This window comes from Azotobacter salinestris, assembly GCF_009363155.1.
GTDB lineage: Bacteria > Pseudomonadota > Gammaproteobacteria > Pseudomonadales > Pseudomonadaceae > Azotobacter > Azotobacter salinestris.
The window spans coordinates 1,940,966-1,953,893 of record NZ_CP045302.1; the positions used below are offsets into that span (position 1 = coordinate 1,940,966).

11 protein-coding genes are annotated in these 12,928 nt (G+C 65.4%); all 11 read right to left on the reverse strand.

All coding sequences use genetic code 11. The features are described 5' to 3' along the window. Positions 1-103: 103 nt before the first annotated feature. Positions 104-1,111, reverse strand: a complete 1,008-nt coding sequence (galE, locus tag GCU53_RS09145) for a UDP-glucose 4-epimerase GalE (protein ID WP_152387332.1) — start codon at positions 1,109-1,111, stop codon at positions 104-106. 91 nt (positions 1,112-1,202) lie between these two features. Next, positions 1,203-2,183, reverse strand: coding sequence for a glycosyltransferase family 8 protein (locus tag GCU53_RS09150; RefSeq protein ID WP_152387333.1), 981 nt, complete (start codon positions 2,181-2,183; stop codon positions 1,203-1,205). 186 nt (positions 2,184-2,369) lie between these two features. After that, positions 2,370-3,461: a capsular polysaccharide export protein, LipB/KpsS family gene (locus GCU53_RS09155; protein WP_244307097.1), complete on the reverse strand. Its 1,092-nt coding sequence runs from the start codon at positions 3,459-3,461 to the stop codon at positions 2,370-2,372. Positions 3,462-3,662: 201 nt separating this feature from the next. Further along, positions 3,663-4,313, reverse strand: coding sequence for a hypothetical protein (locus tag GCU53_RS09160; protein WP_152387335.1), 651 nt, complete (start codon positions 4,311-4,313; stop codon positions 3,663-3,665). A 100-nt stretch (positions 4,314-4,413) separates the two neighbouring features. Further along, positions 4,414-5,688 carry a polysialyltransferase family glycosyltransferase gene (locus GCU53_RS09165; protein WP_152387336.1) on the reverse strand — a complete coding sequence of 425 codons (1,275 nt, stop codon included), beginning with the start codon at positions 5,686-5,688 and terminating at the stop codon, positions 4,414-4,416. Between the two features lie 4 nt (positions 5,689-5,692). Further along, positions 5,693-6,820: a glycosyltransferase gene (locus GCU53_RS09170; protein ID WP_152387337.1), complete on the reverse strand. Its 1,128-nt coding sequence runs from the start codon at positions 6,818-6,820 to the stop codon at positions 5,693-5,695. Further along, the gene (locus GCU53_RS09175; RefSeq protein ID WP_152387338.1) at positions 6,807-8,561 is read right to left on the reverse strand and encodes a carbamoyltransferase family protein; all 1,755 of its coding nucleotides are present in this window, start codon (positions 8,559-8,561) and stop codon (positions 6,807-6,809) included. The genes GCU53_RS09170 and GCU53_RS09175 overlap by 14 nt, the downstream gene beginning before the upstream one ends. A 14-nt stretch (positions 8,562-8,575) precedes the next feature. Beyond that, positions 8,576-10,033, reverse strand: coding sequence for a lipopolysaccharide kinase InaA family protein (locus tag GCU53_RS09180; protein ID WP_152387339.1), 1,458 nt, complete (start codon positions 10,031-10,033; stop codon positions 8,576-8,578). A 76-nt stretch (positions 10,034-10,109) separates the two neighbouring features. Beyond that, entirely contained in the window at positions 10,110-10,847 is a 738-nt protein-coding gene (locus tag GCU53_RS09185) for a lipopolysaccharide kinase InaA family protein (RefSeq protein WP_152387340.1), read from the reverse strand. Then, entirely contained in the window at positions 10,844-11,659 is an 816-nt protein-coding gene (rfaP, locus tag GCU53_RS09190) for a lipopolysaccharide core heptose(I) kinase RfaP (RefSeq protein ID WP_152387341.1), read from the reverse strand. Before rfaP ends, GCU53_RS09185 begins: the two co-directional genes overlap by 4 nt. A gap of 91 nt (positions 11,660-11,750) precedes the next feature. Beyond that, positions 11,751-12,875, reverse strand: coding sequence for a glycosyltransferase family 4 protein (locus GCU53_RS09195; protein WP_152387342.1), 1,125 nt, complete (start codon positions 12,873-12,875; stop codon positions 11,751-11,753). Between the last annotated feature and the right edge of the window lie 53 nt (positions 12,876-12,928).

Below are 12,928 nucleotides of genomic sequence, written 5' to 3' on the forward strand. Positions count from 1 at the left end.
TGCTGCCATGCCCTCCGAATACGGAAAGGCCGGGATCTCGGCAGGAAAACCGTCAAGCACAATGCCCCGGGAGTTTTCTGCATCAGCGGCAACGAAAGACGGATCATCCTTCGTAGCCATGCGGATTCATCGACAGCCAGCGCCAGGTATCGACCATCATGTCGGAAAGGCTTCTCCGTGCCTTCCAGCCCAGTTCCCGCTCCGCCTTGAGAGGGTCTGCCCAACACGTGGCAACATCACCGGGACGACGCCCCACGATGCGATACGGGATGGGGCAACCGCTGGCGCACTCGAAGGCGCGGATCATCTCCAGCACGCTGTAACCTCGCCCCGTGCCGAGATTCCACACCCCAAGCCCCGTCCTGTCGCTGATTGCCTGCAATGCCTTCAGGTGTCCCTCTGCCAAGTCGACCACGTGGATATAATCACGTACGCCCGTGCCATCCCGGGTGGGATAATCCCCCCCGAAAACGGCAAGCTCCTTGCGCCTGCCGATGGCGACCTGCCCGATGAAAGGCAGCAGGTTGTTGGGAGTGCCGCAGGGATCCTCCCCGATCAGCCCGCTGTCATGCGCCCCCACCGGATTGAAATAGCGCAGCAGTGCAATGCCCCAGCGCGGATCTGAAGCCGCCAGATCACGTAGAAGCTCCTCGACCATCAGCTTCGAGCGAGCATAGGGGCTGGCTGGCGAACCGGTCGGACAGGCCTCGGACAGCGGTACCTTGCGCGGCTGTCCATAGACGGTCGCAGAGGAGCTGAAGACCAGCCGAAAGACACCGGCACGCGCCATCGCCCGGCACAGCTGCACGGTGCCGGCCACGTTGTTTTCATAGTATTCCAGCGGATTGCGCACACTCTCACCGACGGCCTTGAGTCCGGCGAAATGCAGCACGGCCGTTATCTCGTGCGCGGCGAAAAGAGCCTCCAGCAAGCGGGCGTCGCGAATATCGCCCTTGATGAGCGTCGGCGCCCTGCCGCAAATCCTGGCTACCCGGACCAGGGACTCGGCCGAGCTGTTGCACAGGTTGTCCAGCACCATGACCTCGAAACCCGCGGCCAGCAGAGTCATCACCGTGTGAGAGCCGATATAGCCGGCACCGCCGGTGATCAATAGTGTTTCCGTCAAGAGCGACTGCCATTCACACGCGATGGGACAGCGGCCAGATGCACTGGCCGTGAATCTTTCCAGAACGGCAAAACCACTAGCCCGTCATATACTTCTTGTGCAGGAACTTGCCGTACCATAACAACCCGCTCAGCCAGCGCCCCTGTTGAAACATGAGCCGGTACATGAACCGCGAGTAGACATAGATCTCTCGAGGGGTAAAGCTGTCATCCAGAGACTCCCCGGCCCAGGGCGACAGAGCCTGATACTTGAGGAACAACTCCTTCGACTGATGAGGGTTCCAGTTGCGCCAGGGCTTCATCGGACCGATGAAGTGGACGAACCTGGTATCCGGCGGAACATCCATGTCGACCTTGCCCTTTTTCAGCTTGCCGGTCAGACCATATTGATGGTTCCAGACCCTGTCGGCTATTCGCACGTCGCCATCGAGCACCAGGTTGAGAGCATCCTGATCGGAATATCGGAGATTCAGGACAGGATCGGCTATCTTCTCCAGAGCCTGGCGTGATACGTCCCTGGCAATCCAGCGGGGGATGTTGATATACAGAACGCCGGAGTTGAAATAGTTGCCCAGTATCTGCCCCTTCTTGGCCAATCCGGCCCGCTTCGACTCTGCACCGGTATCGCGGACCACGGCAGCAGTCTGCTGGCTGATATCCAGTTGCAATAAGCCGGAAATATCACCAACGCACAGAATATCCGCGTCGAGATAAAGCACCCTGTCGGCTACATCCTTGAGTGCCTCGGGAATCAGCAGCCGAATGTAGGCCGCCTTTGAAATATGGGCCTGTCCCTTGGCCGCTGCCGGGTCTTTGACATTCATCAGCTCATCGACCAGGTGCAGCTTGACCGGCCTCTCGAAAGTCCGCTCCAGTTGCTCCAGACACGCACGACTGTTCGGCGAAATCCTGGAAATGAAAACATGGAAGACCAGATTCAGCCCGGGGTTGTTTTCAACAATGGAGGCAATGGTTACCCCCATGGGGTGCAGATACTTTTCGTCCACACCAAAGGCAATATGCAGAAGATCGGTACTTTTTATAGTGGTGACGGACATGATTTCCCCCGAATCGAAACGCACTCGAGCAGGACGAACCGCTCGCAGGCAAGCTGCTGCCAATACTCATGAGAACCAAGGCAGGTCCCTGCGTCCATTCGCCCAGTGATGGGGGGCCTGACCCGACAGCTTCCGGGCAGTGCATGAAAAGTTGGTAACGCTCTTTCAGACAAGATGTAAGAGCCCTCAGGCTTGCATTCTGCGTGCAACTTCCTGCAAATGCTCGATATCGGCATCCTGCCAGCGTCCCGGCACACAGTACACATTCCTCAAATAGAGCAGGAAGCTTTTTCGCAAGCCATCGTCGATGGGCCAGTCGGGAAACTGCCTGGCGATACGCACGAGTTCGTCGGCCGAGTCCGCATGCATGACCACGCCCTCGACGTTGAAGAATGCCTGCCCCAGCGTTACCACCGGCTTGCCGAGGAGAATGCTTTCCAGCCCTACGGTGGAGTTCAGAGTGACCACGAACTGGCTGCCCTCGATCAACTCCTGGGTACTGTTGCCGTTGGCGAACAGCAGGCGCTCATGGGTGCGACGATGCAATTCGGGATAGGACTCGCGGCTGGAGGGGTGCTCCTTGAAAACCACGGACAGGCCCGTTTCGGCGGCCAGCCGCTCGCCCAGGGCGAAGAGTTCGCGCATGTTGCCTACCCAGGGCGAGAACAGGCGCACCTGGGTATCGCGGTCGTCCTGGAAGGGTATGAATATGTACCGCTGGGGCAGTGCGATAGGCTGCAAGCCGGTATTGCGCGGCTTGCGCGGCACCAGGACGATCTCGCCGCCCGGCTCGTCGCCCAGAGTGGCCGCATAGCGCCGATAGAAATCGGCATCCCGCGGTACGGAGTTGTGGAAGTTGACCCCCCGGAAATCGAGCGTCGTGGTGTTGGGCAACAGGCCATTCTCGAAGAAGAAGGTGCGACAGCCCTCCGGCAGCAGAGCCCTCAGCAGCTGGCAATAGCGATGAGAGCCGTTCCACATGACCAGCGCCGCGGGATGCTCACGGTCCAGCAGTGCCTGGATGCTCAGTGCCGTCCAGAGCAGCTCCAGGCGCAGCAGCAGCCGATAGAACGGGCCCTCCGGCTTGCGCTTGACACGGCGCTCCTGACATTTCTCGTCGATCAGCCGCGCCCAGTCGATGCGCTTGACAATGGCCGGCAACCGCCAGGGGCGCGGCCAAGGCAGATCCGCCGGAGTCACCACCCTGCCACGGAGTTCGGTCGCATCCAGAAGCTTCTGGAAATAAATGCTCTGATGCTTGGCCAGAGAAAAAAACAAGAAATGCCCCATAAACGAATTCCGCAGCCCCTGCTCCATCATGCCAATCATTGATGCCATGAAAGCTCCGCAAGCCAGCCCTTGCATGGCGCCACCGCGCGCTCAGGGGAGAACTCCGGTCCGACTTTCGACAGCCTGCTCATTACACTCTTCGCAAGTGAGCTGCCCCCATGGGCGGCTTCCATCCGCTCGAGTCACTTTTCACCCATACCGGATTCTGGCCAGCAGACGCTCCAGAAACTGGCGGGATTTGAACCTGGGTTTGCGCATTACCTGCTCGATGTCGCTCAGGTCCATGAGCCGCTGACGCGCCAAGGTGGGCTTCACCATGAGCCCACGAACTTCCGGCAGCAGCACCTCGGAGTAGTACCAGTCGAGCGGCAGCCCGGACAGGGGCGCCTCGGCGAGAATCCGCTCGTAGAGCTCCGCCTTGACCATGTAGGCATGGGTCAAACGCATGCGCGTCACCGACAGCAGGTTCGCCGCGACCTTCCGCTTCGCCCCGCCCTTCTTGAAGGTGCCGCCGAGATACAGCATGTCCCACCCTTTTCCCTGCAGCTGGGCCTGCACGCGCCTGAGTACGGCCTGGGCATAGGGCTCGAATTCGCAGTCATCCTCCATGATCAGCACCGCCGGCCAGCCGTTGTCCCTGGCCTTGGCGATCACGCCGAGATGACTGCGCATGCAGGCCCAGGTCCCCAGCAGCTTGCGCTCGAACCCGGGACTCTCGCCATCGGCGCGCAGCAGGAACTCCCGCAACGCCGTGGATGGCGGGTCGCCCTCCAGATTGTGCAGGGAAACCGCGGGAAAACGCTCCGCCTGCACACCCATGTCACGTAAAGACGCCTCCATGCGAGCCCAACGGTCCGGCCTGCCGTCCAGATTGATGACGCAGGCAAAATCAAACGGCCAGCTCACTGTGTGATCCTCGATTAAGTCCGGTAAAACCCGCTCATGAGACGGAGCCGTCGAGCGGCTGGCCCGGGACAGCGTCCCCCTGAAGGAGACGGCCAAGCAGTTCGATGGTCTGCTCCAGACCGCAAACCCCATGGGCCAGGTGATATTCGGCGAATTCCCGCGCCTTTTCGAGGCTTGCAAGGTAATGCTCCTCGATCCAGGCCACACGCTGCGTCAAGGCCGCGAGGGAGTCGATCCGCCCGCCGAAGAAACGCTCCTGGGCGAAGATGTCCCGATCGTCGCCGGCATTGACATAGATGACCGGCCGCCGCGCCAGCGCCGCCTCGACCACCGCATTGGACATGATGTTGACCACCACACCGGCTCGCCCGAGGGCCTCGGCCAGAGTGCAGCCGGCCGGCAGGACCTCGATATGGGCGTGCTGCGCGGCCGCTTCCTGCCAGAACGGCACCTTGCTGCGCGGATGGGCCTTGACCAGCACCCGGTAGTGCGGATTGTCCGCGGCCCAGTCCCTGAGCAGCGCATAGGTGCGCTGGTAGCCGGCCTCCTTCTCCTTGTCGGGGCCGACCCCAAGAATCAGCAGGGTACGCAGCGCCGCATCGGCCGGCGGCAGATCGTAGGCGCGGTCGATCATGTGCGAGCCGGACAGCACCGCCCGGGTGTCGCCGAAGCGCAGGGGCCGCTCGCGCAGCGCGTCCAGCGAACTCTGGCCGAACAGGAAGTAGTAGTCGTAATCGGTCATGCCCAGGCGCCGCGAGTCTTCCAGAGTGGTGGCATGGGCCAGGTGTACCAGCGGACGGCCAAGACGGTTGAGCGACAGGCGTAGGAACGGGCTGTACAGACTGCCGTTACGGTCGTTGATCAGCAGCTTGGGATCGTGGCGCTCGATCAGCCATTCGGCGTAGGCGGCGTAGCCGAAATAGCGCAGCGGCACCGGCTGCGGCGGACGCGCCAGCATGTGTCCGGCGATGACCGCCCGCGGATCTTCCTGGGCGATCTCGACCAAGTGGTGACCGGCACCGCGCAAGGCCGCGATCAGGTGTTTCTTGCGCTGCAGCGGAATCACCTTGGGCGCCCCCTGCAACAGCAGGAAGTCGCAGGACTCGCTTTCACGGCTAGCTTTCGACAGGCCAAGGTGTGCCCGTATGCCGAATATCAGGTCGAGCAGCGCCTCGCGGCCAAAACGCAGCGCAGCACCCGGCCAGGCGTGGCGCTCGCGCAGCAGCCGCCAGCGATAGCGATCCAGCATGCGGGCCCTGCGCGCCCAGGCACCTTCGCCCGGCGGAGCGATACGAATGGGTTCGGCCATGAGGTCAGTCCAGCACGAAGGGGGCGGTCATCGGCAGCGCCCAGAAGCGCCGGGCCACCGCCTGGTCGGAGAAGCGCTCCTGCAGCCGTCGCTCCATGGCCTGCTCGCAGGCGGCGCGGGCGGCCTCGTCGAGGCCGGCGAGACGCACCAGGCCCGCGGCCAGCGCCGCCGCATCGCCCAGCGGAAACAGCGTACCGGCGCCCTCGACCACTTCCTTGCCGCCGCCGCAGTCGGTGGCGATCAGCGGCACGCCGGCGGCCATCGCTTCCAGCAGCACCATGCCGAACGGCTCGTGGTCGGAACTCAGCGCGAAGACGTCGAAGGCCCTGAAGTAGCGCCGGGCCTCGGGAACCTGCCCGAGAAAGCGCACCTGGCGGTCGATGCCCAGCGTGCCGGCCAGGGTTTTCAGCTCGGCCTCCAGCCGGCCACTGCCGAGGATCGCCAGCAGGCTGCCTGCAGGCAGCTGCGGCAGCGCTTCAGCGAAGCCGCGCAACAGGGTGGCCTGGTCCTTGTCCGGATGCAGCCGGCCGACGTTGCCGACGACCCAGGCCTCCTCCGGCAGCTCCAGCGCCTGGCGGGCCACCCGACGCTCCAGCTGCACGGCCTTGAGGGCCGCCACATCGATGCGGTTGTACAGGGTCTCGATACGCTCGGCCGGCCAGGATGGCAGGCAGGCGCGCATGTCGTCGCGCACCGCGTCCGACACGCCGAGCAGGCTCAGGCGCCCGCGGAAGAAATGGGCGAACAGCCGCCGCGACAACCGCCGGTAGTCGTCGAAGGCATGATGCACGGCGATCACCGGCAGGCCGCTGGCCAGCAGGGCGACGTAGGCCGGCTTGAAGCGATGGGCGATGCACAGGCGGAAATCGCGCCCGCGCAGGATGCGCTTCAGCTCGCGGATGGCGGCGAGCTTGAGGCCGCGCACATCCCTGCTGTCATAGCCGAGGAAGACCACCTCGTCGGAGGCGCTGCCCTGCGCCGCCTCGATGCTGGGCTCGCCAGTCAGGTAGACGGTGGTGACCTTGTACGGGGTGCCGGCGAACAGCTGCGCGTACTGCCGGGCGCAGTCGAGGAAAGGCCCGTCGTAGCCGTGGCAGAACTGCAGGACCCGCGGCCCCTCAGATGGCGTCATACCAGTCCATCCCGTCCTTGACCACCAGGATGTCTTCCATGATCAGGTAGCGCAGGTCCGATCCGTAGAACATGTTCAGGGCGTCGGTCGGCGAACAGATCATGGGCTCGCCGCGGCGGTTCAGCGAGGTGTTGAGCGACACGCCGTTGCCGGTGAGGTTTTCCAGCTCCTTCATCAGGTCGTACCAGCGCGGGTTGAACTCGCGCCTGAGCACCTGGGCGCGGGACGTGCCGTCCTCATGGACGACTTCCGGCACGCGGGTCTTCCACTCCTCGTTGACCTCGAAGGTGAAGGTCATGAACGGCGACGGATGATCGACCTTGAGCATCTGCGCGGCGACGGTGTCGAGCATCGACGGGCAGAACGGCCGCCAGCGCTCGCGGAACTTGATCTGCTCGTTGATCCGGTCGGCGACGCCCGGCACGCTCGGGCAGCCGATGATCGAGCGCCCGCCGAGGGCGCGCGGGCCGAACTCCATGCGGCCCTGGAACCAGGCCACCGGATGGCCGTCGACCATGATCCGGGCGATGCGCTGCTCGACGTTGTCGATTCTCTTCCAGACGGGCTTCTGCGGGTGCCTGGCGCAGGCGGCGATCACCTCCTCGTTGGAGTAGGACGGGCCGAGATAGACATGTTCCATCTTCTCCACCGGCACGCCGCGCTGGTGCGAGACGTAGGCGGCGGCGCCGACCGCGGTGCCGGCATCGCCGGACGCCGGCTGGACGAACAGCTCCTTCACCTCCGGGCGGGCGATGATCTTCTGGTTCAGCTTGACGTTCAGCGCGCAGCCGCCGGAGAAAGCGATCCGTCCGGTCTCGCGGATGATGTCGCCGAGGTAGTAGTCCATCATCTCCAGCGCCAGCTTCTCGAACAGCGCCTGCATGCTGGCGGCGTAGTGGATGTAGGGTTCGTCGGCGACATCGCCTTCGCGCCTGGGCCCCAGCCACTCGACCAGCTTGGGCGAGAAGTAGTAGCCCTTGCCCTTGTCCTTGTAGCGGCGGAAGCCGATGACGTTGGCGTAGTCGGTGTTGATGGTCAGCTCGCCGTTCTCGAATTTGGCCAGCCGCGAGAAGTCGTAGCGGGCGGCGTCGCCATAGGGCGCCATGCCCATCACCTTGAACTCGCCGTCGAGCATCTCGAAGCCGAGGTACTCGGTGATGGCGCCGTACAGGCCGCCGAGCGAGTCGGGGTCGTAGAACTCCTTGATCTTGTGGATCTGGCCGTTCTCGCCCCAGCCGAAGAAGGTGGTGGCGTACTCGCCCTTGCCGTCGATGCCGAGGATCGCGGTCTTTTCGGTGAAGCCCGCGCAGTGGTAGGCGCTGGATGCGTGGGCCAGGTGGTGCTCGACCGCCTCGATCCGCACCTTCTTGAGATCGAAGCCGAGCTGCTGCAGGCACCACTGGATGCGTGTGCGGTAGCGCTTGTAGCGGCGGTTGCCCATCAGGATGGCGTCCAGCGCCCGGTCCGGGGCGTACCAGTAGCGCCCGGCATAGTGCCAGCGGGCCTTGTCGAACAGGCTGATCGGTGCGAAGGGAATGGCCACCACGTCGACATCGGAGGGCTTGATCCCGGCCTGCTCCAGGCAGAACTTGGCCGACTCGTAGGGCATGCGGTTCTTCGCGTGCTTGTCGCGCACGAAGCGCTCTTCTTCGGCGGCCGCGACCAGCCTGCCGTCGATGTACAGGGCGGCGGAGGGATCGTGACTGAGGGCGCCGGAAAGGCCGAGAATCGTCAGTGCCACAGGGTCTAGCCTCTTTACTCTTCGGTGGTGCGGGCATCCGCTGCCCGCGGTAAGCGTTGATCGAGCAGCCGGAACAGCGCCGAGTCGGCCGGCCAGTTGCGCAGGAAGCGGGCGCGGTCCTCGGCGAAGGCGCGCTCGAAACGGGCAGTGCTGTGATGCTGCTCCAGTGCATCCAGGTCGATCAGCAGCCAGTGGCCATCCTGCCAGAGCAGGTTGTTGCCCTTCAGATCGCCATGGCTGATGCGCTCGCGCAGCAGGGCGGCGAACAGCCGTTCCAGCGCCAGCAGCTCCTCTTCCGGCGGCATGCCGTCCAGATACGGCTGAAAGCGCGCGAGTATATCCTGCCCGCCGCAGTATTCGGTAATCAGGTAGGCACGCCCGCGCAGCCCGCAGAAGCGCCGCTCGAGCACCGCCAGGGGGCGCGGCGTGGGGATGCCGAGAAAGGCCAGGCGATTGCCAGCGACCCAGCTGTGCCAGCCGCGACTGGGCCGCCAGAAGCGTTTGAGCCAGTGGGCGAAGCCCTTGATGTTGTAGCGTTTGACGACCAGTATCCGGCCGCACAGCTCGACCCGCGCCACGGTGGCGGCCCCGCCGGTCTTGTAGATGTGCCCCCGTTCGATGAGCGCATCCGGCGTGGCCAGGAGCGGACGCAGCAGCGCCTCGCTATCGCGCCGCTGCGCACACAGCCCCATGGGCCCGCGCCGCACGCTGAACAGGGTGCAGTCGCGACCGACCTTGGCGAGAAAGTCGCGCAGGCGCCAGCGCCGCACCCGGGCCACCTCCTTGAGCAGCGCTTCCAGCGGCAGGGCATGCTCGCCGTTGACCAGCAGGTAATGGACCAGGAGTTCCTCGATGAACGGCTCGAGTGCGACCGGGAACTGGGCGAAGAAGGCGCCGAGGTTCTCCAGCACCCGCTCGCGGGACAGCGGCCGACCCGGCTCCTCGGCATGTACCGCGCCGCCGTCGACCAGATACAGCCGCCCCTCGTGGCGCAACAGGTTGTCCAGGTGCATATCGGCCTGCCAGAGTCCCTTGGCATGCAGGCCGGCGATGGCGGTCAGGGCTTCGCCGAGTACCGCCTGCTGGCCGTCGGACAGCAGCGGCTCGCCCTCCACCTGCTGCCAGGCCTCGTTCAGGCCGTGGGCCTCCTCGAGATACTCGAACAGCAGCCAGCCGCCCTCCCCCTCGATCAGGCCCTCGGCGCGCAGGTGCGGCGTCGTCTGCTGCTGGCCGGCGAGCAGATGCACGCCCTTCAGCTCGCGCTGGAAGTGCCGCGACGCCTTGTCGCCGACCAGCAGCTTGGCGAGCACTCTCTGGCCGCGCCACTCGCCACGACCGACGTAGCGCTGCCCCGGCAGCACGCGCAGCAGGCTGTCGAGGCGCAGGGTGGCCGACCCGTCGGCATCGGCCAGCTCGACGAGCAGCGGCAGCTCCGGCTGGCGGCCGGCCTTTTTCAACTGACGCAGATTCATGCGAGATACTCCTTTCCGTGCTGTCGCCTCGACAGCCGTCCATGTCCTGTGTGCGGCATGCTGGGGATGCACACGCTCATTCGCGCCCCTCGAAATACTTCAGGATCTGCCGGATGCGCACCTTGTCGCTGGCATTCAGCCTGCTGCGCCGGCGGTACTGCAGATAGAAGCGCAGGCGCTGGGTGCGCGACAGCGTGTACTTGGCTACCTTGTCCAGGCAGGCCAGATCCTTGACGATTCGCCAGCGCAGCCAGTGGCCCCACCAGAAGCCGCCCACCGGGCAGTCGATGAGAAACAGCCGACCCTCGTCGTCGACCAGCAGGTTGCGCCACTTCAGGTCGTTGTGGACGAAGTGGTGATCGTGCATGGTCCGGGTCGCCCGGGCCAGTTGACGGCTGACGGCGTCCACCCAGTGCGGATCGGACAGGCGCGAATCGTTGTCCTTGGCCAGCCGGGCCAGATCCTTGGTGCCGGGCAGTTCGCGGGTGATCAGCGCGCCGCGCAGGAAGGCCCCGGCGCTGCGCTCCAGGCCCCAGGCGGCCAGGGAGGCGGTCGGAATGCCCCACTTGGCGAAGCACTTGAGGTTCTGCCATTCGGCCTTGACCCGCGGCCGCCCCAGATAGCGGCGCAGGCCCTTGCCCGCCGAGCGGTAGCGCTTGACGTAGTAGCGCACGCCGGCGAGCTCGACGCGGATCACGTCGGACAGCGGATCCCGGGACACCCGCTCGCCCTCGAGGGCGAAGACCGCATCCAGGCTGACGAAGGCTTCGGCCGCCGCCGGCTCCAGGTCGGGGGCCAATTGCCAGGAGCTCATAGCGGGTTGCCCTCCGCCGCCCTGCGCTGGAAGCGTGCCAGCAGCCGTCCGGCTCGAGCCTCGAGACGGGCGATCAGCCGGGCTTCCTCATGCAGTATCTGGCGCAGCGGCCGGCGGAAGTAGCCGCGCAGGAAGCGCAGCTTGTCGCGCCGGGTCAGGCCGATGTCCAGCGCCGAGAAATACAGCGCGGCCAGGTCCTTGTCGCGCCAGCGCCGCGGCGTGCGCGCCCGGGTCTGCGCACGGTGCAGGTCGATCAGCGACAGGCGCAGGCTGTCGGGCTCGATCGGCCGGTCGGTGTGCAGCAGGAAATGGCAGATGTAGCAATCGCGGTGGTTCACCCCGGCGCGGTGCATGTCGCCGGTCAGCCGCGCCACCTCGGCGATCAGCGCGCGCTTCAGGCGCGGCGCCGGCGGCCGGCTCGGCCAGTCGAGGCAGAAATCCTCCAGGCTGAGGGTCGGCGCCAGCTCCTCGGTGATCAGGAAGGAGTGCTGGTGCGCCGGGTTGCTGCCACGCTCGCCGAAGGCCACGGGATGCATGGTCGGAACCCCCGCCTCGGTCAGACGCCGGAGTGCCGTCCACTCCTGGGCGGCACCGAGCACCGGAGCCTTGGCGGTCAGCAGGTTCTTGAGGATCTCGGCCCAGCCGATGCCGCGGTGGATCTTGACGAAGTAGCCGCGCCCGGCCACCTCGATGCGCAGGGTGCGGCGAGCCTCCAGCTCGCGGTAGACCCGGCCCTGCAGGCGCTCGACCTCGGCGAAGGCATCGCGCCCGGCCCAGAGGGACTTGAAGGGTTCGGAGAGAATCAACTGCATGGACATACATCCCTGTAGGAGCCAGTGTGCTGGCGATCTTCAGCGAACCACGATATCGCAAGCATGCTGGCGCCTGCACCCGGCAAGAGGCTCACGCGTCCTGCCCCGTCAGGATCAGGTCGGCGGCCCGCTGCGGCATGGAGTAGAGATCGGCGGTTGCGGCGTAGGCCAGACCGTTGCGCCGATGGAGCGCCCGCTGTCCCTCGTCCTCGAGCATCCCGGCGAGCACCCGGCTCAGGCGCTCCTGCTCGAAGGGGCTGGGCAGCACCTGCCCGCAGCCTGCCTCGGCGATGTAGTGAGCATAGCCACAGACATCGGTGACCAGCACCGGCAGCCCGGCGACCAGTGCCTCGAGCAGCACGGTGCCGGTGTTCTCGTTGTAGGCCGGATGGATCAGCAGGTCGGCGCCGAGCAGAAAGCGCGGAATGTCGTTGCGCCCCTTGAGGATCTCGACCCGTCCGGACAGGCCGAGCGTCCTGACCTGCAGCTGGAAAGGCCGGGGGTCGTCCTGGCCGATGGCGATCAGCCGGGTGCGCCGTTTCAGCGCTGCCGGCAGCGCGGCGAGCGCCTTGAGGCTGCGGTCCAGCCCCTTGGTCTTGAAGCCGGAACCGATCTGCACCAACAGGAGGTCGTCGTCGCCCAGGCCGAACTCGCGGCGGAAGTCGGCGCGGATCTCACCCGCGTCGGCCGGCGCGCGGCGATCGCTGGAGATTCCCGGGGGCAGCAGATGGAAGCGCTCGGCCGGGGTGCCGTAGTGCTTGACGAACAGCGGCTGCTGTACTTCGGAGATCATCAGGATCCGCGTCCTGGACTGCGGCGCGAACACCGCGCGCTCGTAATCGGCGAAGTGCCGGTAACGTCCCCACAGGCGATAGAGCGGGTTGCGCAGGGTCTGCGCCTTGTCCTCGTAGCAGGGATCGGCGGCGTAGTAGACGTCCAGCCCGGGCATCTTGTTGAAGCCGACCACCCTGTCCACGGGGCGGCGCGCCAGGTCGGCCTGTACCCAGGCGGTGAACCTCTCGTTGCGGCGATGGTTGAACAGCGCCCTGATCGGAGCGATCAGGACCTCGAAGCCCGGCGGAATCTCGCCCTCCCAGATCATGCTGTAGACGCGGATGGCGTGCCCACGCCGCTGGCACTCCAGGGCGATGCGCATGAAGTCGCGCTGCAGCCCGCCGAAGGGGAAGTACTTGTAGAGGATGAAGGCCAGCTGCATCAGGAGATCCTGTCGGCAAAGGCATGGATCGGCGCCGGGCGCACCGGCACGAT